The 21,800-nt window shown below is 67.6% G+C and carries 16 protein-coding genes; 8 read left to right on the top strand and 8 right to left on the bottom strand.

What is annotated here, in order from left to right; all coding sequences use genetic code 11:
- Positions 1–23: 23 nt before the first annotated feature.
- The 3 genes from AC3ITN_RS16410 to AC3ITN_RS16400 are packed head-to-tail and all read left to right on the top strand — an operon-like array spanning position 24 to position 3,141.
- Complete coding sequence (locus tag AC3ITN_RS16410; RefSeq protein ID WP_489391200.1) at positions 24–761, top strand: SDR family NAD(P)-dependent oxidoreductase; 738 nt, start codon at positions 24–26, stop codon at positions 759–761.
- Entirely contained in the window at positions 758–1,675 is a 918-nt protein-coding gene (locus AC3ITN_RS16405) for a 2-dehydro-3-deoxygalactonokinase (RefSeq protein WP_489391199.1), read from the top strand. The genes AC3ITN_RS16410 and AC3ITN_RS16405 overlap by 4 nt, the downstream gene beginning before the upstream one ends.
- Positions 1,672–3,141 (top strand): 2-dehydro-3-deoxy-6-phosphogalactonate aldolase, encoded by a 1,470-nt coding sequence (locus AC3ITN_RS16400; RefSeq protein WP_489391198.1) that lies wholly within the window; start codon positions 1,672–1,674, stop codon positions 3,139–3,141. The genes AC3ITN_RS16405 and AC3ITN_RS16400 overlap by 4 nt, the downstream gene beginning before the upstream one ends.
- On the opposite strand, the gene AC3ITN_RS16395 is transcribed toward AC3ITN_RS16400, so the two are convergent.
- The gene (locus tag AC3ITN_RS16395; RefSeq protein WP_489391197.1) at positions 3,138–4,367 is read right to left on the bottom strand and encodes a multifunctional CCA addition/repair protein; all 1,230 of its coding nucleotides are present in this window, start codon (positions 4,365–4,367) and stop codon (positions 3,138–3,140) included. The two genes, AC3ITN_RS16400 and AC3ITN_RS16395, sit on opposite strands and share 4 nt — an antisense overlap.
- A 5-nt stretch (positions 4,368–4,372) precedes the next feature.
- A complete protein-coding gene (locus AC3ITN_RS16390; RefSeq protein ID WP_489391196.1) occupies positions 4,373–6,352 on the bottom strand; it encodes a transglycosylase SLT domain-containing protein in 1,980 nt (659 codons plus the stop codon).
- Positions 6,353–6,546: 194 nt separating this feature from the next.
- Between AC3ITN_RS16390 and AC3ITN_RS16385 the strand changes: the two genes are divergently transcribed.
- The 3 genes from AC3ITN_RS16385 (at position 6,547) to AC3ITN_RS16375 (ending at position 10,881) form a co-directional block, all read left to right on the top strand.
- A complete protein-coding gene (locus AC3ITN_RS16385) occupies positions 6,547–6,954 on the top strand; it encodes an ExbD/TolR family protein (protein WP_489391195.1) in 408 nt (135 codons plus the stop codon).
- Between the two features lie 303 nt (positions 6,955–7,257).
- Complete coding sequence (locus AC3ITN_RS16380; protein ID WP_313347639.1) at positions 7,258–10,128, top strand: TonB-dependent receptor; 2,871 nt, start codon at positions 7,258–7,260, stop codon at positions 10,126–10,128.
- 123 nt (positions 10,129–10,251) lie between these two features.
- Positions 10,252–10,881: a LysE family translocator gene (locus tag AC3ITN_RS16375; protein ID WP_489391194.1), complete on the top strand. Its 630-nt coding sequence runs from the start codon at positions 10,252–10,254 to the stop codon at positions 10,879–10,881.
- A gap of 6 nt (positions 10,882–10,887) precedes the next feature.
- Here AC3ITN_RS16375 and AC3ITN_RS16370 read toward each other — a convergent pair whose 3' ends face one another.
- Both AC3ITN_RS16370 and fhuE read right to left on the bottom strand, forming a co-directional pair.
- Positions 10,888–11,304, bottom strand: a complete 417-nt coding sequence (locus AC3ITN_RS16370; RefSeq protein WP_489391193.1) for a hypothetical protein — start codon at positions 11,302–11,304, stop codon at positions 10,888–10,890.
- Between the two features lie 199 nt (positions 11,305–11,503).
- Entirely contained in the window at positions 11,504–13,666 is a 2,163-nt protein-coding gene (gene fhuE, locus AC3ITN_RS16365) for a ferric-rhodotorulic acid/ferric-coprogen receptor FhuE (RefSeq protein WP_489391192.1), read from the bottom strand.
- Positions 13,667–13,978: 312 nt separating this feature from the next.
- On the opposite strand from fhuE, the gene AC3ITN_RS16360 reads away from it, so the two are divergent.
- Together AC3ITN_RS16360 and AC3ITN_RS16355 are read left to right on the top strand one after the other, a co-directional pair.
- The gene (locus tag AC3ITN_RS16360; RefSeq protein WP_489391191.1) at positions 13,979–14,458 is read left to right on the top strand and encodes a VOC family protein; all 480 of its coding nucleotides are present in this window, start codon (positions 13,979–13,981) and stop codon (positions 14,456–14,458) included.
- Between the two features lie 89 nt (positions 14,459–14,547).
- Positions 14,548–15,426, top strand: coding sequence for an EamA family transporter (locus AC3ITN_RS16355; protein ID WP_489391190.1), 879 nt, complete (start codon positions 14,548–14,550; stop codon positions 15,424–15,426).
- A 325-nt stretch (positions 15,427–15,751) separates the two neighbouring features.
- Here the strand turns inward: AC3ITN_RS16355 and betA are convergent, their stop codons facing one another.
- The 4 genes from betA to AC3ITN_RS16335 form a co-directional block, all read right to left on the bottom strand.
- The gene (gene betA, locus AC3ITN_RS16350) at positions 15,752–17,425 is read right to left on the bottom strand and encodes a choline dehydrogenase (protein ID WP_489391189.1); all 1,674 of its coding nucleotides are present in this window, start codon (positions 17,423–17,425) and stop codon (positions 15,752–15,754) included.
- A gap of 25 nt (positions 17,426–17,450) precedes the next feature.
- Positions 17,451–18,923 (bottom strand): betaine-aldehyde dehydrogenase, encoded by a 1,473-nt coding sequence (betB, locus tag AC3ITN_RS16345; protein ID WP_489391188.1) that lies wholly within the window; start codon positions 18,921–18,923, stop codon positions 17,451–17,453.
- 36 nt (positions 18,924–18,959) lie between these two features.
- A complete protein-coding gene (betT, locus tag AC3ITN_RS16340) occupies positions 18,960–20,930 on the bottom strand; it encodes a choline BCCT transporter BetT (RefSeq protein ID WP_489391187.1) in 1,971 nt (656 codons plus the stop codon).
- 90 nt (positions 20,931–21,020) lie between these two features.
- Positions 21,021–21,758 (bottom strand): endonuclease/exonuclease/phosphatase family protein, encoded by a 738-nt coding sequence (locus tag AC3ITN_RS16335; RefSeq protein WP_313347667.1) that lies wholly within the window; start codon positions 21,756–21,758, stop codon positions 21,021–21,023.
- Between the last annotated feature and the right edge of the window lie 42 nt (positions 21,759–21,800).

Here is a 21,800-nt window from a genome sequence, read left to right as displayed (position 1 = left end):
CCTCTGGAAAGGAAGGGCAGGGCATGAGCGAGGCGGGAATGCAGGGGCGCACGGTACTGGTGACCGGTGCGGCCAGCGGGATCGGCGCGGCGGTGGTAATGCGGCTGCGCGCCGATGGCGCCCGGGTGGCGGCGCTGGACAAGGGCGTGTCGAGCGGGGCGGACGCCATGACAGTGGCCGACCTGCGCTCACCGGAGGCGGTGAGTGCTGCGATTGCCGAACTGCGCTCTGTGCTGGGGCCCTTTGATGCGCTGGTGCATTGCGCCGGCATCTGTCCGCCGGGCAGTACGCTCGACAGCACCGACGAGCTTTGGCTGGACGTGTACTCGGTCAACGTGCTCGGTGCGCTGCGGGTGATGCGCGAAGTGGTGCCGGACATGCGCGGGCGCGGTGGCAGCATCGTGCTGGTGTCGTCGATCAACGCGCGTTTCGCCACCCCGGGGCTGGCGGCGTATGCCGCCTCCAAGGCCGCGCTGGAAGAGATGGCGCGCACCGCCGCGCTGGAGTTTGCCCCGGACAACATCCGGGTCAACACCATCGCGCCGGCATCGGTGGACACGCCGATGCTGCAGGCCTCGTTTGCCCGCGCCGCCGACCCCGCCGCCGCGCGCCGCAGCAACGAGCAGCGGCATCCGCTGGGTCGCTTGGGTACGCCCGGAGACGCCGCCGAGCTGGCGTTGTTCCTGGCCTCGACGCGCAGCGGCTGGATCACCGGTTCGGTGTTTCCATTGGACGGTGGTGCAGGGGTGACCCGGCGATGAGTGTGCAGGACGCGAACTACATCATCGGCATCAACTGGGGCAGTACCAACTTCCGCGCTTACCGGATCGACGCCGACGGAACCGTCAGCGCGACGATCGAACAGCCGCGCGGCATTGCCGGGCTGGAGCGGTCGCAGATGCAGGCCCTGCTGGAGGAGGTGGCAACGGCGTGGCCACACGCCTCGCGGATCTACGCCAGCGGCATGATCGGTTCCAACATCGGCTGGAGTGACGCGGGATACGTGGAGTGCCCGGCATCCCCGCACGCCATCGCCGAGCGGCTGCATGAGGTGCACATCGGTGCGCATGCGGTGGCGATCGTTCCGGGCTTGGCCTGCCGGCGCGGCGATGGTGCACCGGACATCATGCGCGGGGAGGAAACCGAGCTGCTGGGGATGGTCGCACTCGGTACGATTCCCGCCACCGGGCTGGTGGCCTTGCCCGGCACGCACAGCAAGTGGGTGCGGCTGGAACGGGGCGTGGTGGTGGAGTTCATGACCGCGATGTCGGGCGAGATCTTCGACCGGCTCACCGCAGCGGGTTTGCTGGCGTCGGTCGTTGATGGTCCGGCCGAAGACGGCGAGGCCTTCATCGATGGCGTGCATGCCGCGCAGGGCGGTGCGGGATTGACCACCCTGCTGTTCGGCGCGCGGGCGCGGGTGATCCGGGGCGACCTGGCCCGGCGCGATGGGGCTTCTTATCTGCGTGGGTTGCTGATCGGCGCGGAGCTCGCTGACGTGCGCCGCTATTGGGACGCATTGAATGCGGTGCCGCTGATCGGTGCCGCGCCGGTGTGCGCGCTGTATGCACGCGCGTTGCAGGAACTGGGGGTCTCCGGCATCGTCATTGCGTCGCAGCAGGCCTCGACGCGCGGGTTCCTCGCAGTGCACCAGGCAGCGGGAGCGGTGGCATGAGTGCGCACGACGCCGTGTTCGACCGTGCGCTGGCCGACACCGGCCTGATAGCGATCCTGCGTGGCTTGACCGGTGCGGAAGCGGTTGACGTGGTTGAGGCGTTGTACGCCGCCGGCGTGCGGCTGGCCGAAGTGCCGCTCAACTCACCGGACCCCTTCCCCACGATCGCCGCGTTGGCGGCGCATTTTGATGGACGCATGCTGATCGGCGCCGGCACGGTGCTGACCATCGAGGCTGTCGAACAGCTCGCCACCACCGGCTGCGCGTTCTGCGTGTCGCCCAACACCGATCCGGCCGTGATCGCCGCAGCAGTGGCGAAGGGCATGATCGCGCTGCCCGGCTTCGCCACCGCCTCCGAGGCATTCGCCGCCATCGCCGCTGGTGCACGCCATCTCAAGGCATTTCCGGCGCACGGTGCGCGACCGCGGTTGTCGGCGTTGTCGGCGGTCCTGCCGGCCGGCGTGACCCTGATTGCGGTGGGGGGCGTGGGCACGGGTGACATTGGCGCTTACCGCGAGGCAGGCGTGCAGGCGTTCGGTGTCGGTACCGATCTGTACCGTCCGGGTCGTGCGGCCGATGATGTTGGCCGGCGCGCTGCGGGGTGGATCCACGCATTGAAAGCGCCCCCCGCGCCGGTAGCGACGTTGGTGTATGCCGCGCAGGCCCTGGTGGGCGAGTCGCCCCTGTGCGATGGGGATGGAAGCGTGTGCTGGGTCGATCCGACCGTGCCGTGCCTGTTGCGGTGGGACGGCACGACGTGTACCCGCGTGGCAGTGCCCGAGCCGGTGTGGGCGTTGGGGCGGGTGGGCGCTGCGCTGGTGGGCAACGGTGAAACGCATTTCCTGCGGCTCGCTGCGGATGGAAGCATCGCCGCCGGCCCCGACATCGACGTCGGTGCCGGCTGCCGGCTCAATGATCTGGTGGTCGACAGCCGGGGAGGGCTGTGGGGCGGTTCGATGCACCGCGGGCTGTTGTCCGGTCGGGGCGCACTGTTCCATGCCACCGGCGTTGAGGCGCCCGCGCGGCGCGTGGCCGAGGGGCTGGGTGTTGCGAACGGCATGGCGTTTTCTGCGGACGAGCGCACGCTGTTCGTCATCGACACGCTTGCACGCACGCTGCTCGCCTATCCCGTAGATATCGACGCGGGCATCTTGGGCGAACCGCGCGTAGTGACTGATTTCCTTGGCGTGCCCGGCAAGCCCGACGGTATGGCGATGTCGCCCGATGGCCACCTATGGGTCGCCATGTGGGGCGGCCATGCGGTGGTCGAGCTGGCACCGAACGGCGCGGTGCTGCGTTCGATTCCGGTGCCTGCCGCGCACGTAGGCAGCCTGGCATTCGCCGACGACGGGCGGTTGTTCATTACCACCGCCCGCGCGCGCCTGTCTGACGCCGACCTTGTCCGCTCACCCGGAGCAGGCGGCCTGTTTGTCGTGCATCCCTGCACAACGTCCACTGTCGGCTAGCCCGACCGGCGGGCTGTGGTAATTGCCTTGCGGCGGGCCTGGGCCAGCGCATCGCCGATGGCGGGGCCTTTCAGGTGGGTCACGTCCAGGTCGCGTGCCTGCACCGCCAGTGCGGCCTGGTGCAGGCGCTTGAGCGTTTCGCCCTGCGGGTAGGGACGGTCCTCGAAACCGAGGCGGCCGCGTGCATCCGCCTCGCAGCACAGCGCGATACGGGCGATGCGTTCTGGACGCCTGAATCCATCGAAGCGGCCCAACAGCTCCAGCACCGTGGCGTCGCGCAGTTCATCGATGCGGTGCACGTTGAGATGATCGCGGCACACGGCCTCGGCCAGCTGGCGGTGTTCCAGCGGCACCTTCAGGCGCTCGCACAACTTCAGCAACGGTTCGATGCCGCGCTGTTCGTGCATGAGGTGGCGCGGCCACTCCTCGCGCGGGGTGAGGCCCTTGCCCAGGTCGTGGGTGAGCGCGGCGAAGCCGACCAGGTCGTCGCCCGGTGCGAGCCGGGCGGCCATGTCGCTGACCATCTCCTGATGCACGCCGGTGTCCACTTCCGGATGGAACTCGGCGCGTTGCGGCACGCCGTACAGCGCCTCCAGCTCCGGCAACACGGCACCGAGCGCGCCGGCGTCGTGCAGCGTGCGCAGGAACGCCGATGGCTGCGCCGAGCCCAACGCACGGCGCAGCTCCTGCCACACCCGTTCGGGCACCAGCGCATCCAGTTCGCCGCTCTCGGCGATCTGCCGCATGAGCTGCAGTGTCTCCGGTGCCACGGTAAACCCCAGCGGTGCGAAGCGGGCCATGAAGCGCGCCGCACGCAGCACCCGCAGGGGATCTTCAACGAACGCCGGACCGACATGGCGCAGCACGCGCTGTTCGATGTCGCGCACGCCGTGGTACGGATCCACCAGCGTGCCGGTGGCCTCGTCGCAGGCGATGGCGTTGATGGTGAAGTCGCGGCGCTGCAGGTCTTCTTCCAGCGTCACCGAGGGATCGGCATCCACCACGAAGCCGCGGTAGCCGCGCCCGGATTTGCGTTCGGTGCGAGCCAGCGCGTATTCCTCACCCGTGTCCGGGTGCAGGAACACCGGAAAGTCCTTGCCCACGGCCTTGTAACCCAGCGCTTCCATTTCCGGCTGGGTCGCACCGACCACCACCCAGTCATGGTCGCCGGGAGGACGCTGCAGCAGGCGGTCGCGTACGGCGCCGCCAACGAGATAGGTCTTCATGATGGTCAATCGCCGCCCTTGTCCGCATCCGTCGGGCAGGTGAAGGACTTCCGCTTCGCCTGCAGCCGGCCGTTCATGCGGTCGGTCACCGGCAGCGCGTTGCCGTTCAAGCGCCAGTCGTAGATCACGCTGAAGGCCAGCACGCGCGCCACGTATTCGCGGGTTTCCTTGTAGCTGATGGTCTCGATCCAGATGTCCGGATCGAAGCCCGGCCGCTGCGACTGCCAGCGCGCGGTGGGTGTCGGGCCGGCGTTGTAGGCGGCGATGGTCACGTAGGGCAGGCCGTCGTACTTGTTCATCAGCTGGCGCAGGTACGCGGTGCCGATGGCGATGTTGGTGTCGGCGTCATACAGGCTGGCCGCACCGCCATAGTTGCTCAGCCCCACCGACTTGGCCACGCTCGCACCGGTGGCCGGCAGCACCTGCATCAGGCCCATCGCATTGGCGGGCGAACGCGCCTTCGGGTTGAAGATGCTCTCGGCGCGGATCTCCGCCGCCACCCAGGCCGGGTCGATGGCATTGCGTGCCGACTCACGTCGGATCGCGTCGTCGTGGTGCAGCGGGAACCGCAGGCCGTACAGGCGCTGCTCGTCCGGGGTCTTGCCCAGCGAGAACACCGCACGGTCGAACCAGCCGTTGTCGCGCGCCACTTCCACCGCGATGCGGCGCTGGGTGGTATCGAAGCGGCTCAGTGCGTCGTTCCATTCCGCCACTGCCCAACCGGCGCGTTCGATCTTGAACAGTTCCATTGCACGCACGATGGCCGGGTCACGCGCAACGGCGGCCTGCGCCTGCTTGCTGTCGTTGGGCTCCCACGGGCACAGCGTGTACGTGCTCTGGCCGAGCTGATCGGCCGCCAGGAAGCCATGGAAGGTGGCTGCGCGCGCTGCCTCGCGGTACAGCGGCTGCGCCTCGGCGCGCTTGCCGGTCTTCTCCAGCATGCGCGCCTCGAAGTAGCGCCAGCGCGAGTCGCTGCGCTGGGTCGGGCCCATCTTGCGGATCGCGGCCAGCGCGGCGGGCCAGTCGCCGCGTGACAGCGCCTCGCGCGCGCGCCATTCGTGCAGGCGTTCGTCATAGGCCGAATCGGGCACCGCATTGAGGCGGCGCGCGGAATCCGGGCCGTACGAGGCCACGGTCCACAGCGCGATCTGGTAGCGCACGTCGGCCTGCTGGGCCGCCGTGAGCTGCAGCGCGCCGGCGTACTGCGGCAACTGCTGCTCGGTGGCGCCCGGGTCGGCCTTGGCCAGCTTGGCCAACCCGTCGGTGGCGATGCGCCGGCTGCGGTCGTTGCGTGGCCAGTTCAAGGCGCTGGCATTGGGCGTGTCGACGAACGCCGCATAGGTGTTGGCCAAGGCAAGGTCGGCGGCCGGCAACCCGCGCGCGGCGCTGCGCATCACCGCCGGCTGCTGCGCATCGGCGGCGGCGTCGATGCGCGCCCAGCGCAGTTCCGCGCTCAGCCCGCCCTTGGCGTCCAGTACCGCAAACACCGGGTCGCAGGCATCGGGCAATGACTTGCCGGTGCTGCGCCAGATGGCCTGCGCATCGCTGACCCACTGCGCATCGGCCTTGCCGGTGGCCTGGCGGGCGTTGAGCTGGGCGCAGCGCAGGCCGACGTTGTCGGTGGGGACCCAGTTGCCCAGCAGGGTGGGCCAGTCCTGGCGGCGCGCCACGGCGGGCAGCCACACGCTGCGGAAGCTGCTGGCCACGGCCTGGCCGTTGTAGCGGGCAAGGAAGTCCTGGGCCTGCGCGTTGCTGACCGTATCAATGTTGCGGCGCAGGTTGGCGTACTCCAGCCAGCCGTAGAGCGGGTGCTTGCCCAGCGCCGCGGCCTGGCCGGGATCGAACTGGCCGCGCTCGGCGTTCTCGATGGCGGCCTTCAACTGCGCGCGCTGTGCGTCCAGGCTCTGGGCGCCGGTGTCGGCCACCACGCCGGTGCAGGCGAGCAGGGTGGCGGAACTGAGGATGAGCAGGGGAAGTCGTTTCATGCCGAAAGGATAGCGGGCACGGGTGAACGCCGGTGAGGGCAAGCCGACTCGATCATGAACGGATCCCGTCGCCCCCCTGAACAGGGTGCCGGCACCGGCGTAATGTCGAAGACGCCGGCCCTGCGGCCGGCGCCCAACAGGCCGTGCCGGCCGCTGGCCGGCTCCTCAGGATTCCATCCAGAAGGACCCACACCATGGCATTCAGTGCAGCAGGCAACTCCGGACCACTGGCCGACATCAACGTGACCCCGTTGGTGGATGTGATGCTGGTGCTGTTGATCATCTTCATCGTGACCGCCCCGATGGTATCCATGCCCATCCCGGTCAATCTTCCGCAACGAACCACCGTGGTCCCGCCAGACGAACCGCCACCGCCGATCGAGCTGCGCGTGGACGCCAGCAACCAGGTCAGCTGGAACGGGCAGGTAGTTTCCGTGGTGTCGCTGCAGCAGCGCATGCAGGACGCGGCCCAGGCCAACACCGGCAACGTGCCGGAGCTGCGCATCGCCACCGACCCGAACGCCGAATACGACGTCATGGCCAAGGTGCTGGCCGCAGCCAACAACGCGCACCTGGAGAAGATCGCGTTCGTGCAGCCGTAAACGAGCGGCGGCCCGGCCGGGGGAGTCCCCCGGCCGTAGAGCCACGCCCTGCGTGGCTGTTTTTCGCCGGACAGCTCGCCAGCCACGCAGGGCGTGGCTCTACGCGGCGACCGCAAGATCTGACGGACGTTCCTTCCGTTTGTCGGCTGAATACGCCGCCGAATGTCGTTTCCGTTAAGCGCGCGTGAAATCGACGATTTCATCACGCCTTCATCTTTACAGGTTGTTTACAAAGGAGACGCTGCCGCGTTTCAAGGGGGAGACAAGGCAGTCCCAGCTAGCATTCCTTTGGAGAGAGAGCGAATGAACAACCTGCATTACCGCCCCTTGGCGGCTGCCGTAGCGCTGTGCCTGTTATCTGTCCCCGCGCTTGCCAGCGCCCAGGAGACTCCCCGCGGCACCACCGAACTCGACCGGGTCGAAGTGACCGGCACCCGCATCAAGCGGGCCGAGGTCGAAGGGCAGGTGCCGATCCAGACCCTGACCCGCAGCGAGATCGAACGCACCGGCCTGAACTCCATCGGCGAGGTGCTGCAGCAGCTCACCGGCTCCGGTTCGGCCCTCAACGCCAAATTCAATTCCTCCGGCAACTTCGGCTTCCCGCCCGACGGCAGCGGTGTGGGTGCCGGTTCGGCCCAGGTCGACCTGCGCCACCTCGGCGCCAAGCGCGTACTGGTGCTGGTCGATGGCATCCGTTGGGTCAACGAGTCCTCCGCCTCCGGCGTGGGCGCGGCCACCGACCTCAATACCATTCCGCTGGCCATCGTCGAGCGCATCGAAGTGCTCGAAGACGGCGCGTCGTCACTGTACGGTTCGGACGCCATCGCCGGCGTGGTCAACATCATCACCCGCCGCGAATTCGATGGCGGCCAGGTCACCGTGAACTACGGTGAGTACAGCAAGGGCGACGGTACGCAGAAGAGCGTGGACCTGGCGTGGGGCACCAGCGGTGACCGCTACAGCCTGTTCCTCGGTGCGAGCTGGACCAAGCAGGATCCGGTGTATGCCAACACGCGCGAACAGTCGCGCTACCCGGTGCCGGGAACCGGGCTGTCATTCGGCAGCTCGGCCACGCCGACCGGCCGCTTCATGTTCACCGATCCCAATACCGGCATCGCCTACAACATCACGCCCAACAACGGCGCGACCGATCCCACCTTCAATGGCGTCGGCGGCTGCGCGCGTACGGACGACTACCACTGCTTCACCACGGCGGACCGCTTCAATTTCGCCGAATACAACCTGCTGCTGACCCCGTCCGAGCGCAAGGGCATCTTCGGCCAGTTCCGCTTCGACATCACCGACAACGTGCAGTGGTACATCAAGGCGCTGGGTAACCGTCGCGAGTCGACCAACCAGGCCGGGCCCGAGCCGCTGTTCTTCGGACCCGATGGTGCCACCGGCAATCCGCTGGCCGACAACATCGTCATCTCCGCACTCAACCCATACAACCCGTTCGGCTTTGACCTGGATTCGTCGAGCAACCTGAGCATGATCGGCCGCCGTCCGGTGGAAGGTGGGCCGCGCATCTTCGAGCAGGAAGTGAACACCACGTACTTCGCCACCGGGCTGGTCGGCCTGTTCCAGGCCGCCGACCGCAGCTGGTCGTGGGACGTCAACGGCATGTACAGCAAGAACAAGGCCGAGCAGACCAACTACGGCAGCTACAACATCTACAACGCCAACATCGCGCTGGGCGATCCGGCGATCTGCGCCGCCACCCCCGGCTGCGTGCCGCTGAACATCTTCGGTGGACCCGGCACCATCACCCGGCCCATGCTGGACTGGATCCAGCCGGTGGTGCACGACCGCAGCCAGAACGAACTGACCCTGTTCACCGCCAACCTGAGCAGTGACCTGTTCACGCTGCCGGCCGGCCCGGTGTCGTTCGCCACCGGTTACGAGTACCGCAAGTATGAAGGCGAGTACCAGCCGGACCCGATCACGGTGCGCGGGCATTACAACGGCGTACCGTCGCTGCCGACCTCCGGTTCGTATGACGTCAACGAGGCCTACCTGGAACTGGCCATTCCGATCTTCGCCAAGAGCGCGCTCGGCGATCGGTTGGACCTGAGCCTGGCGGGACGCTATTCGGACTACTCCACCTTCGGTGGCGAGTTCACGCCCAAGTACGGCCTGCGCTGGCAGGTGACCGACGACTTCGTGCTGCGCACCAGCTATGCCGAAGGCTTCCGTGCCCCGTCCATCGGTGAACTGTACGGCTCGGCGGCGCGCGCCGACCTGCAGCTGTTCGATCCGTGCTCGGTGGGCCTGGGCGGTACGCCGCCGCGCGGCAATGCGGCCAACTGCGCCACGCTGGGCGTGCCGACCGGCTTCCAGCAGGCCAACTCGCAGATCTCGGTGACCACCGGCGGCAACGACCAGCTGGATCCGGAAACCTCGCGCAGCTTCAGCGCCGGCTTCGTATGGAGCCCGTGGTTCGGCAACAACGCCGCGTGGTCCGAGCGCTTCGACGTGGAGGTGACCTTCTACCGCCACAACATCGAAGGCGCCATCCAGGCCATCGACGCCCAGACCCAGCTCGACCTGTGCGTGGACACGCTGGACGCGCTGTACTGCGACGGCATCACCCGTGCCTCCACCGGTGCGGTCAGCGGCTTCAACAACCGCCTGACCAACCTGGGCTCGATCAAGACCGATGGCTGGGACGTGGACCTGTTCTGGACGCTGCCGCAGAGTGACATCGGCCAGTTCAAGCTCGGTTGGCAGAACACCTTCGTGGGCCGCTACGAGGCGCTCGGTGCCGCAGGCCAGCGCCAGCCGCAGGAGCCCGGGGTGGAAGTGGTCAACAGCTCCATTCCCGAGTGGACCAGCAACGCCACCCTGGGCTGGAACCTGGCCAACTGGAATGCATCGTGGACAGTGCGGCACATCTCCGAGCTGACCGAGCAGTGCGGTGACGCGTCCAGCTTCCCGGTGTGCAGTGACCAGGCGGCCGGCACCAACAAGCTCGCTGCCGTCACCTACCACGACTTCCAGGTGGGCTATAAATTCGACTGGATGAAGGGCCTGCAGCTCAGCGCCGGCTTGAACAACGCGTTCGACAAGGATCCGCCGATCTGCCTGTCGTGCTCGTTGAACGGCTACGACGCGTCCACCTACGACATCCCGCGTGGGCGCTACTGGTACATGCGCGCGGACCTGCGTTTCTGAGCGGGGTGAGCTGACACAGCGTTGACGGACCGGGGCGCCTTGATGGCGCCCCGGTTGTTTTTGCAGGCATCATGGCGAGCCGGCCCATGGCCGTTACGCCCGTCCTGTCTGGTTGTCATTGCCATGAACCTGCATACCTGGTGGATCTTCGCCGTCACCGTGTTCGTCCTGTGCGGTACGCCCGGGCCGAACATGCTGCATGTGATGACCCGCAGCGTGCGCGTGGGCTTCCGCCGCAGCATGGCGGCGATGGCCGGTTGCCTCACCGCGCTGGTGCTGGCGCTTGCGATTTCCGCGGCGGGCCTTGGCGCGGTATTGAAGGCGTCGCCGCTGGTGTTCGATGTGCTGCGCTACGCCGGTGTGGCGTATCTGGTCTACCTGGGCATCAAGGCGTGGCGTGGCGGTGATGCGCCGCTGGACGTGGGCAACCCCGAGGGGGTCGTAGCGCCCAGCTCGCGGCGCATCCTGTTCCGCGATGGCTTCATCATCGGCATCAGCAACCCGAAACTGCTGCTGTTCGCGTCGGCCTTCCTGCCGCAGTTCGTGGATCTGGCCCAGCCGCAGCTGCCGCAGTTCGTGGTGCTGGTGGCCACGTTCGCGCTGATGGAAGTGTTCTGGTACGCGGTCTACGCCGCCGGCGGCCACAGCCTGGCCGGCTACCTCTCGCGCCCGGGCCTGCGCAAGGTATTCGACCGCGTGGTCGGCACGATCTTCATCGGGTTCGGTGTGCTGTTGCTGCGCGCGCGGGTGTAAGCGGATCTAGGGCGCATCGCTGTCAGGCGATGCGCGACGGAAGGCGGACCGCGCCCACGCCAGGCCGCCCAGGATGAGCGCCGGGCCGATGCCGAAGCCGCCGAGCGTGCCGCCGGTGTACGCGGGCTGGTGTTGGATGAGCAGGTTGTAGAGCACCCACAGCACAATGGCCAGGCCCATGCCGGCGCAGAGCGCGCCGAACAGCACCTGTGGCAAGCCCATGAGCAGGCCGAACACTCGTCGCGAGCGGCTGGCGCTCGCATCGCTGCGCAGCTCGCGCCCCAGGTCGAACCAGTACAGGATCGAAAGTGGCAGGCCGATGAGGAGCAACAGCATGAATCCGCCGTGCTGGGTAATGCCGGTCAACGGCATCGACAGCAGCAGCGCGGCCAGTGAGAGGCCAAGTTTAAGTCCGGTGCGCATGGCGTCCTTCCGTGGTCGTGGTGCCGGGCGGCGTCCTACATGGTAGTGCCGGCCGCTGGCCGGATCCAGGCAGTCCGGCCCCAGGCGATGGCCTGCGGTAATGCATTACCGGCAGCCAAACGCAGGAAGCCGGGCAATGCCCGGCTTCCTGGGGGTGCCGGGCAGAACCCGGCGTTGCGTCAGTGTGCCGCCCGGTCGATCAGAACGACCAGTTGAAGGTGATCGAGCCATTGCGGCCGTCGCCATACGCACCGTACCCGTTGATCTGCGAGAAATACTTCTTGTCCAGCAGGTTGTTGAGGTTGGCCTGCACGCTGAACTGCGGGGCCAGGCGGTAGCGCACGAACGCACTGACCAGGGCGTAGCTGTCCTGCTCGATGCGGCCGTAGGCGGGCACCGGGTAGTAGATGCCGTTCTGCCAGTTCACGCCACCGCCCACCGTCAGGTCGGTCAGCGACTGCGGGGTGTAGCTGGTGAACAGCTTGATGGTGGTCTGCGGCAGGTTGGTGTTGATGTCCGCGCCGTTGATGTCCTTGGCCACGTAACGCGAGGCACCGAAGGTGGCGTTCCAGCCCGGGGCCAGCTCACCGTTGAGCTCCAGCTCGAAGCCGCGGCTGACGGTGCCGCGTGCGGCGATGTAGGCGAACTCGTTGAGGGTGCCGTCCACCGGAATGGTGGTGGCCTGGCCCACGTTGTCCTGCTCGATGCGGAACACCGCCACCGACGCGTTGAGGCGGTTGTCGAACCAGGCGGCCTTCACGCCAACCTCGTAGCTCTTGCCGTCCACCGGATCGAGGTAGCTGCCGTTCTGCTGCTTGAGCGTCTGCGGCTGGAAGATCTCGGTGTAGGCGGCATACGTCGACCAGGTGTCGTTGAGGTCGTAGACCAGGCCGGCGTACGGCGTGGTGACCTTGTGCGCACGATCAGCGCCTTCGCCCTCGCTCTTCCAGTCGGTGTAGCGCGCGCCGAGGATCAGCTTGAGCGGGTCAGCCAGCGACAGGCGGGCGGCGGCGTAGCCGGCCTTCTGGGTGATGGTGCCTTCGCTCTGCAGCGGCAGGGTGGATACCCAGTTCGGTTCCGGGAAGTTGGCCACGCCGGCCAGATAGTTGTCGAGCGGTGCCCAGCCCATCTGGTAATCGCCGTAATTGGCGTATTCGCGCTTGTTGTAGCTCACGCCCGCCATGACCTGGTGTTCGCGGCCGAACAGCTGGAACGGACCTTCCACGTAGCCGTCAACCGCATCGACCTTGCGCTCGGTGTTGTACAGGCCGGCGGACGGGGTGACGCCCGCGCCCGTGACCGGGTCGAGCAGCGAAGCGCCCGAGGTCCAGTCGTTGTAGGCCGGGTAGAACAGCTTGTCGTCGGCGCTGGTCTTGTCATGCGTGGCACCGAGGCGGACCTTCCACTCGTTCGCGAAGCCGTGCTCCAGCGTGGCGAACAGGCGCTTGCTGGTCGTGTCCCAGTAGGTCCAGCCCGGGTTGGCGCTGAACGATTCGTCGAACGGGGTGGGGCTGCCATCGGAGAACAGCATCGGGAAGCCACCCCAGGTCGCGCCATTGGCACGCTTCTGCTGGTAGTCGTAGCCCACGCTCAGCTGGGTGTCAGGGGTCAGGTCGGCGTCGATCACCGCATAGCCCAGCGTCTTGTGCTGGTCGTAGCGGTCCATCTGCGATTCGGTGTCCAGGTAGCTGCCGATCACGCGTGCGCGCACCGAGCCGCTGGCATTCAGCGGGGTGGTCACGTCCACGGTGGAGCGGGTGCGGCCCCAGCTGCCCACGTTGACCGACACGCTGCCGGTCAGCTCGGCGCTGTCGGCATGCTTGCGGATCAGGTTGACCGAGGCCGACGGGTTGCCCGCGCCGGTGAGCAGGCCGGTGGCGCCGCGTACCACTTCCACGCGGTCATACACGGCCAGGTCCAGGCCGGAATCACCGTAGCTCCAGTTCTGCACCATCTGCGTGGGCAGGTTGTCGTACTGGTAGCTGTCGATATAGAAGCCGCGCGAGTAGAACTCGGTGCGCTCGGTGTCGGACTGGGTGCTGCTCACGCCGGTGGTGTTGGCCAGCACGTCGATGATGTCGTCGAGGTTCTGGTCCTCGATGCGCTGGTGGCTGATGATGCTGATGGACTGCGGAATCTCGCGCGGCGCCAGGTCGAAGCGGGTGCCGGCCGAGGTGCGGCGGACCGAATAGCCTTCCGCGCGCTCGCCCTTGACCACGATCTTGTCGAGGGTGGTGGCGTCGGCGGTGCTGTCCTGCGCGAAGGCGGGGGCGGCGGCGAGGGTGGCCAGCGCGATCAGCAGCGCCTGCGGCAGGCGGCCTTGCGGCAAGGTGCGGGACAGCACAGCGGAGGTACGGGTCATCAGCGTTTCCTGGGCGGCGGCGCGCACCAGGCGACGATCCTCGGATGCCGGGCGCTGCGGACAAAGTGGGGGCAGTAGGCGGCTGGCGGGTGCAGGGAAACCGGCACGGGCGTTGGCAACTGATCGCCGCAGCGCCTCCCTGGCGCGAACGGAATCACACCATGTTAATGCGAATCAGTCCCATCCGCAATGTCTACCGGTCGCAAGCGGGGTAATGCGTCACGACCAACGCTCGTGACCTACCGCGGCTTAACGGCATCGGGCGCAACGTGGGGCTGCCCGGGCCCCGGCCCACACCATGGGAACACCCCGATGATCGCCAAGAACACCCTCTGCCTCTGGTTTGACGGCACCGCCGAGGAGGCTGCGGCCTTCTACGCGGCCACCTTCCCCGACAGCGCGGTAAAGGCCGTGCACCGCGCGCCCTCCGACTTTCCCGGGGGCAGGAAGGGCGATGTGCTGACCGTGGAGTTCACGGTGGTCGGTATTCCCTGCATCGGATTGAATGGCGGGCCGGTGTTCAAGCACAGCGAGGCCTTCTCCTTCCAGATCGCCACGGATGATCAGGAAGAGACCGACCGGCTGTGGGACGCCATCGTCGGCAACGGGGGCCAGGAAAGCGACTGTGGCTGGTGCAAGGACAAGTGGGGGCTGTCCTGGCAGATCACCCCGCGGGTGCTGACCGAGGCGTTCAACAGTTCGGACCCGGCGGTGGCCAAGCGCGCCTTCGAGGCGATGATGACGATGCGCAGGATCGACGTGGCGAAGATCGAGGCGGCGGTGCGCGGCTGACGTCGCCACGCCGCTGATTGCGGAGGCCTTTCGCGTCATCCTTCGGCACAATGCCCTGGGCGGCGCGCAAGCAGGCGTATGCTGCCGCCATGTCGAGATCGCGCTTCGCTTCGCTGTTCCCCGTACTGGCCGTGCTTGGGTCGGTTACCTCCCTTGCCGTGGGTACCTCGTTCGCCAAGGATCTGTTTCCGGTGATCGGCGCGCAGGGCACCAGCGCGCTGCGCGTGGGCTTTTCGGCGCTGGTGCTGCTGGCCGTGTTCCGGCCGTGGCGCTGGACCACCACGCGGGCCGATGCCGGTGCGATCTTCCGCTACGGCATCACGCTGGGGGTGATGAACCTGCTGTTCTACATGGCGCTGCGCACGATCCCGTTCGGCATTGCGGTGGCGATCGAATTCTGCGGTCCGTTGGCGGTGGCGATGTGGTCATCGCGCCGTCCCATCGACTTTGTCTGGGTGGGATGTGCAGCGGCCGGGTTGCTGCTGCTGCTGCCGCTGGGGCACGGCGAGCCGCTGGATCTGGTGGGCGTGCTGTACGCGCTGGGTGCGGCGGTGTGCTGGGCGATGTACATCATTTTCGGCAAGCGCGCCGGGCACCTGCCGGCCGGGCATACGGTATCGCTGGGGATGTGCGCGGCGGCACTTGTTGTAGTGCCGGTGGGCGTGGCGCATGCGGGGGTGGCGCTGCTGGATCCGGCGATCCTGTTGTTCGGGCTGGGGGTGGCGGTGGTGTCCAGCGCGATCCCGATGTCGCTGGAGATGGCGGCGTTGAAGCGGCTGCCGAAGGAAACGTTCGGGATCCTGATCAGCATGGAACCGGCGGTGGCCGCGCTGCTGGCGATGGGGCTGCTGGCCGAGCACCTGACCCCGATGCAGTGGGGCGCGATCGGGTGCACGGTGATTGCGTCGGTGGGGAGCACGGTGACGGCGAAGCGGCGTGCGCCGGTGGTGCCGGAGCCGATGGGGTAGGGCCGATGGGCTTAAACCGACTGGCTGAAACCGACTGGCTGAAACCGACTGGTTGAAACCGACTGGTTGAAACCGACTGGTTGAAACCGACTGGGTAGAGCCGACTGTTAGTCGGCTGTTCGCGCAAAGCGCGAAGATCTTCTGTCACCGCCGTAAGAGCAGCCGACTAACAGTCGGCTCTACCCAGTCGGCTGTTCGCGCGAAGCGCGAAGATCTGCTGTGACCGCCGTTGGAGCAGCCGACTAACAGTCGGCTCTACCCAGTCGGCTCTACCCAGTCGGTTCAACCCAGTCGGTTCAACCCAGCGGATCCCCCTGCGCCTTATCTACACGCGCCGCACCGGCGCATCCCCCGCGACGTAGTACGTCGCTTCGCTGCGCGGCAACGGCGCGCGCCCGCGGATGCGGTCGGCGATCTTCTCGGCGATCATGATCGTGGTGGCGTTGAGGTTGCCGGTGATGATGCGCGGCATGATCGAGGCGTCCACCACGCGCAGGTTCTGCATGCCGTGCACGCGGCCCTGGCCGTCCACCACGCTCATCGCATCGGTCCCCATCGCACACGAACAGGAGGGGTGGTAAGCCGTCTCCGCCCGGGCGCGCACGAACGCGTCCAGTTCCGCGTCGGTGCGGCAGTCGGCGCTCGGGCTGATTTCGCGCCCGCGGTATTCGTCCAGCGCAGGCTGGGCGATGATCTCCCGCGTGATCCGGATGGCATCGCGGAACTCCTGCCAGTCCTGGTCGGTGGACTGGTAGTTGAACAGGATCGACGGATGCGCATGCGGGTCCAGCGAACGTGCGTGCACCCGGCCGCGGCTGGGCGTGCGCATCGAACCCACGTGTGCCTGGAAGCCATGTTCCTTCACCGCGTTGGTGCCGTTGTAATTGATCGCCACCGGCAGGAAGTGGTACTGGATGTTGGGCCACGCGAAGTCGTCGCGGGTGCGGATGAAGCCGCCGGCCTCGAACTGGTTGCTGGCACCGACGCCGGTACCGGCGAACAGCCATTCCGCGCCGATCGCGGGCTGGTTCCACCACTGCAGCGCCGGGTACAGCGACACCGGCTTGGTGCAGGCGTACTGCATGTACACCTCCAGGTGGTCCTGCAGGTTCTCGCCCACGCCGGGCAGGTCGTGCACCAGCGGCACGCCCAGGGTGGCCAACAGCGCCGGAGCGCCCACGCCGGAGCGCTGCAGGATCTGCGGCGATGCAATGGCGCCGGCGCACAGCAGCACCTCACGGCGTGCCTCGGCGTCGATGGGCGTCGCGCTGTTGCCTGTCAGGTAGCGCACGCCCACCGCGCGCTTGCCGGCGAACAGGATGCGGTCGGTGGTGGCGTGGGTGACGATCTCCAGCCCCGGCCGGCCCTTGGCCATGTCCAGGTAACCGCGGGCGGTGCTGGAGCGGCGGCCGCGCGGGGTCACGGTGCGGTCCATCGGACCGAAGCCTTCCTGCTGGTAGCCGTTGAGGTCGTCGGTGCGCGGGTAACCGGCCTGCACGCCGGCCTCGACCATGGCGTGGAACAGCACGTTGTTGTCATTCTTCGGGGTGGCCACGCTGACCGGGCCGTCGCCGCCGTGATAATCGTTGGGCCCGATGTCGCGCGTCTCGGCCTTGCGGAAGTACGGCAGCACGTCGAGGTAGCTCCAGTCCTCCAGGCCATCGAACGTGGCCCACTGGTCGAAGTCCAGCGCGTTGCCGCGGATGTAGCACATGCCGTTGATCAGCGAGGAGCCGCCCAGGCCCTTGCCGCGCCCACATTCCATGCGCCGGTTGTCCATGTGCGGCTCCGGCTCGGTCTCATAGGCCCAGTTGTAGCGCCGGCCCTGCAGCGGGTAGGCCAGCGCCGCAGGCATCTGGGTGCGGAAGTCGAGCCGGTAGTCCGGCCCGCCGGCCTCCAGCAGCAGCACGCTGACGCCGGCGTCCTCGGTCAGGCGCGCGGCCAGTGTGTTGCCGGCCGAGCCGGCGCCGATGATGATGTAGTCGTACTCGCGCTTCATTGCGGGGTCTCCTGGTCAGGCCGGTTCAGAACACCGACGCGTAGCGGTCCAGCTCGATCTGGATGGACTTGGTGCGGGTGTAGGCGCGCAGCGTGGCAAGTCCGTTTTCGCGGCCCACACCGGACTGCTTGTAGCCACCCACCGGCATCGTCGCCGGCGACTCGCCCCAGCAGTTGACCCAGCAGATGCCGGCCTCCAGCTGGTGGATCAGGCGGTGCGCACGGCTGAGGTCGCGGGTCACCACGCCGGCGGCCAGGCCATACTCGGTCGCGTTTGCACGCTGCACCGCCTCGGCTTCGTCTTCATACGACAGCAGGCTGAGCACCGGCCCGAAGATCTCCTCGCGCACGATGCGCATGTCGTCGCGGCAGTCGCTGAAGATGGTCGGCGCCACGTAGCAGCCCTTGCCCAGTGCACCGTCGCCCAGGCGCGTGCCGCCGCAGACCAGCCGCGCGCCCTCGGTCCTGCCGCTGTCGATATGCTCCAGCACCCGGCGCATGTGCGCGGCGCTGACCAGCGGGCCGAAGTTGGTGTCCTCATCAAGCGGGTCGCCGATGCGGATGCGCGCCACGCGCTCGCTCAGCGCCTTCTCGACGTCCGCGAGCAGCCTGTGCGGGACGAAGACGCGGGTGCCGTTGGTGCAGACCTGGCCGGCGCTGTAGAAGTTGGCCATCATCGCCACGTCGGCGGCCAACCCGATGTCGGCGTCGGCACAGATGATCAGCGGCGACTTGCCGCCCAGCTCCATGGTGACCTCCTTGAGCGTGGAACTGGAGGCGCTGGCCATCACCTTGCGGCCGGTGCTGGTGCCGCCGGTGAACGAGATCTTCTCGATGCCGGGGTGCTCGGTCAGCGCCGTTCCCACGCCTGCGCCGTCGCCGGGCAGCACGTTGAACACGCCATCGGGCAGGCCGGCCTCGGTGAAGAGCTCGGCCAGCTTCAGCGCCGTGAGCGGGGTGACTTCACTGGGCTTGAAGATCATCGCGTTGCCGGCGGCCAACGCGGGCGCGGCCTTCCACAGCGCGATCTGGATCGGGTAGTTCCACGCACCGATCGCACCCACCACGCCCAATGGCTCCTGCCGCGTGTAGAAGAAGCTGCCCTCGCGCAGCGGCACCTGGCTGCCTTCCAGCCCGTGCATCACCCCGGCGTAGTACTCCAGCACGTCGGCGCCGGTGACGATGTCCACCGTGCGCGTCTCGCTGAGCGGCTTGCCGGTGTTGAGGGTTTCCAGTTCGGCCAGCGCATCGTTGCGCTCGCGCAGCAGCGCCACCGCGCGCAGCAGGATGCGCGAGCGCTCCACCGTGGTCAGCGCGGCCCACACTTTCTGGCCGGCCTGGGCGGCTTCCACGGCGGCGTCGAGATCGTCGCTGTTGGCGCTGTGCACCTTGGCCAGCACCTCGCCGGTGGCCGGGTTGACCACCTCGAAGGTGCGGTTGCCCTGCGAGGGAACGTAGCGGCCGCCGATGTACAGCAGCTGGTCGGGAAGGGAGGACATGTCGATGACTCCTGTTGCGTCGGGAGACCAGCGGGTTCAACGGGTCAGATGCAGGAACTGCAGGTGGCGCTCGTACTGGTCGATGATGTCGTTGATGATCTGCTGGCGGCTGTAGCCGACCAGCTCGTAATCCTGCCCACCTTCATAGAGGTGGACCTCGGCGCGGTAGTAGCGCTGGTTGCGGAAGCGCTGCGCGGCGAAGGAGGGAGTGAGGTAGCCGCGCATCACCACCTGGTAGCGGAAGACCTGCTGTTCGCCGTGGTCCACCATCAGCTCCATCTGTCCCGGCTCGAAGTGGGTGTGCACGTCCAGGCCCTGTTCGCGCAGCTGCGTGGCCACCGCCTCGATCGCCGGGCGCACGTCGGTGTCCATGAAGCGGTACACCTCGTCGCGGACCGGGAAGTGCACGGCCTGGGTGATGCGCTGGCGCCAGCCACGCTGGTGGCGCGACTGCCCGGCCAGCGGAACGGGCGAGTACTGCGACGCCTTCCTGCGTTGCGACTCCTCGCCCAGCGCTCGGGTCAGGCCCCACATCATCAGCAGCAACACCACCGAGAACGGCAAGGAGGCCAGCACCACGGCGGACTTCAGCGCGTCCATGCTGCCGGCGAGCAGCAGCCCGGCGGTAACCAACGCGGTCATCACGCCCCAGAACACGCGCAGCCAGCGCGGGCCATCGTCTTCGGGTGCGCCGCCATGCGAGGACAGCGTTGAAAGCACCACGGTGCCGGAGTCGGCGGAGGTGACGAAGAAGATGAAGCTGACGATCACGGTGACGGTGATCAGCGTGCGGCTCCAGGGATAGCCGTCCAGCAGTGCGTACAGCACGGTGGGCGGGTTATCCACGGCCATCTGCGCCAGGTGTCCCTGGCCGTGGTGCAGGACCTGGTCCAGCGCGCTGTTGCCGAAGATCGACAGCCACGCCAGGGTGAAGCCGAGCGGGATCAGCAGCACGCCGAGCACGAACTCGCGAATGGTGCGGCCGCGCGAGATGCGCGCGATGAACAGCCCCACGAACGGTGCCCAGCCGATCCACCAGGCCCAGTAGAACACCGTCCAGTTGCCCAGCCAGTCGGCACGGCCGCCGTAGGCGTACACGTCGAAACTCTTGCCGACCACGTTGCCCAGGTAGTCGCCGAGGTTCTGCATGAAGGTGCTCAGCAGGTACTGGGTCGGCCCGGCGAACAGCATGAACAGCAGCAGCGCGATGGCCAGCAGCATGTTGATGTCCGACATCCAGCGCACGCCTTTCTCCACGCCCGACACCGCCACGGTGATCGCCGCGCCCATCATCAGCACGATCAGCCCCACCTGCACCCACGCCGCGTGCGGCACCGGCAGCAGGGTGTTCAAGCCGGCGTTGAGGTGCAGCACGCCAAAGCCCATGTCCGCACCCAGGCCGAACACGGTGGCCACGATGCCCAGCGCGTCCACGGTGTAGCCGATCGGGCCGTTGATGCGCTTGCCGATCAACGGGTACAGCGCCGAGCGCAATGCCAGCGGCAGGTTGTGGCGGTAGGCGAAGTAGGCCAGCGCCATGGCGGCCAGCGCGAACACGCCCCAGCCGTGCAGGCCCCAGTGCAGGAACAGCAGCTGCATGGCCTGGCGCGCGCTGGCCTCGCCACTGCCGACGCCGCCCTGTGGCGGCATGAGGTAGTGGGTGAGCGGCTCGGAGACGCAGAAGAAGAACAGCGTGATGCTGATCCCGGCAGCGAACAGCATGCCGGCCCACGAGAGGTAGCTGAATTCCGGCTCGTCATGGTCCGCACCCAGTTTCACCTGGCCATAGCCGGACAGCGCCACGCCCACCACGAACACCAGGTACAGGGTCATGGCCAGCAGGTAGTACCAGCCGACGTTGCGCGACGCCCACGTCTGCGCCTCCAGCAGCAGCACGCCGGACGGAACGGGAAATGCGGTGACCAGAATGGCAAATGCCGCCACGACGGTGGCGGCAAGCAGGAAGACGGGTCGAAGCGTGCGCACCTCGCTGGGAGGCGTCTCCACGATGCTCATGGATGAAGGGGCTCACAGTGCCGTTGCCGGCAGACGCCGAGCATTAGCGCATACGTACTGTGGACACCCTGTTTACACCCCTTACCGCAAGGCCTCGCTGGGCACGTCGATCGACATGGCCAGCGCCAGGTGATCGGAGAATGCGGCCGGCACCGCCTCGGCACTGCGTTGCTGCAGGCCGGTGCTGAGCAGGATGTGGTCGATGGCCCGATCCGGGCGCCAGCTGGGGAAGGTGGGCACCGCGCAGCCGGGCGGCTGCAGGGTGGTCTTCTGGTACAGCACCTGCATTTCCGGTCGCTCGGCCAGGCAGTTGAAGTCGCCCATCAGCACCGCGTTGGGATGGTCGGACAGCAGGTCGGCGATGAATGCCAATTGCGACATCCGCGAATTGGTGCCCAGCGACAGGTGCGCCACCGCCACCGCGAGGCCGCGGGTGCCGTCGCCGAACTTGGCCAGCAGCACGCCGCGCCCGCCGATCCGGCCGGGCAGGGCATGGTCCTGGACTTCCACCGGCTCCAGCCGGCTCAACAGGCCATTGGCACTGGACGCCACCCCGCCCATGCGGCGGTTGGGTTGGTGGCTCCAGTAATTGAACCCGGCGCGCTCGGCCAGATAGTGGGTCTGGTTGGTGAAGCCCGAGCGCAGGCTGCCAGGGTCGGCCTCCTGCAAGCCCACGATGTCATGGCCGCGGGCGAGCTGGGCGATGGCATCCAGGCTGGTGCGCTTGCGTCCCGCCGGCAGCGCATGCGACCAGCTGCGGGTCACATAGTCGCTGTACCGGCGGGTGCTTGAGCCTGCCTGGATGTTGGCCGTCAGCAGGCGCAGCGTCCGCGTGTTGGGGGAAGTCACGGCGGTTGCGGG

Source organism: Stenotrophomonas sp. KH_036_B, assembly GCF_057839485.1.
This window is presented reverse-complemented; position numbering and strand designations above follow the sequence as displayed.

What these genes read in the sequence shown, in the direction of transcription:
- AC3ITN_RS16405 (WP_489391199.1), top strand. Translation starts at nt 758, where the DNA reads ATGAGTGTGCAGGACGCGAACTACATCATCGGCATCAACTGGGGCAGT.
- betB (WP_489391188.1), bottom strand. Translation starts at nt 18,923, where the DNA reads ATGTCCTCCCTTCCCGACCAGCTGCTGTACATCGGCGGCCGCTACGTT.
- fhuE (WP_489391192.1), bottom strand. Translation starts at nt 13,666, where the DNA reads ATGACCCGTACCTCCGCTGTGCTGTCCCGCACCTTGCCGCAAGGCCGC.
- AC3ITN_RS16375 (WP_489391194.1), top strand. Translation starts at nt 10,252, where the DNA reads ATGAACCTGCATACCTGGTGGATCTTCGCCGTCACCGTGTTCGTCCTG.
- AC3ITN_RS16390 (WP_489391196.1), bottom strand. Translation starts at nt 6,352, where the DNA reads ATGAAACGACTTCCCCTGCTCATCCTCAGTTCCGCCACCCTGCTCGCC.
- betA (WP_489391189.1), bottom strand. Translation starts at nt 17,425, where the DNA reads ATGAAGCGCGAGTACGACTACATCATCATCGGCGCCGGCTCGGCCGGC.
- AC3ITN_RS16385 (WP_489391195.1), top strand. Translation starts at nt 6,547, where the DNA reads ATGGCATTCAGTGCAGCAGGCAACTCCGGACCACTGGCCGACATCAAC.
- AC3ITN_RS16370 (WP_489391193.1), bottom strand. Translation starts at nt 11,304, where the DNA reads ATGCGCACCGGACTTAAACTTGGCCTCTCACTGGCCGCGCTGCTGCTG.
- AC3ITN_RS16400 (WP_489391198.1), top strand. Translation starts at nt 1,672, where the DNA reads ATGAGTGCGCACGACGCCGTGTTCGACCGTGCGCTGGCCGACACCGGC.
- AC3ITN_RS16360 (WP_489391191.1), top strand. Translation starts at nt 13,979, where the DNA reads ATGATCGCCAAGAACACCCTCTGCCTCTGGTTTGACGGCACCGCCGAG.
- AC3ITN_RS16395 (WP_489391197.1), bottom strand. Translation starts at nt 4,367, where the DNA reads ATGAAGACCTATCTCGTTGGCGGCGCCGTACGCGACCGCCTGCTGCAG.
- AC3ITN_RS16380 (WP_313347639.1), top strand. Translation starts at nt 7,258, where the DNA reads ATGAACAACCTGCATTACCGCCCCTTGGCGGCTGCCGTAGCGCTGTGC.
- AC3ITN_RS16410 (WP_489391200.1), top strand. Translation starts at nt 24, where the DNA reads ATGAGCGAGGCGGGAATGCAGGGGCGCACGGTACTGGTGACCGGTGCG.
- AC3ITN_RS16355 (WP_489391190.1), top strand. Translation starts at nt 14,548, where the DNA reads ATGTCGAGATCGCGCTTCGCTTCGCTGTTCCCCGTACTGGCCGTGCTT.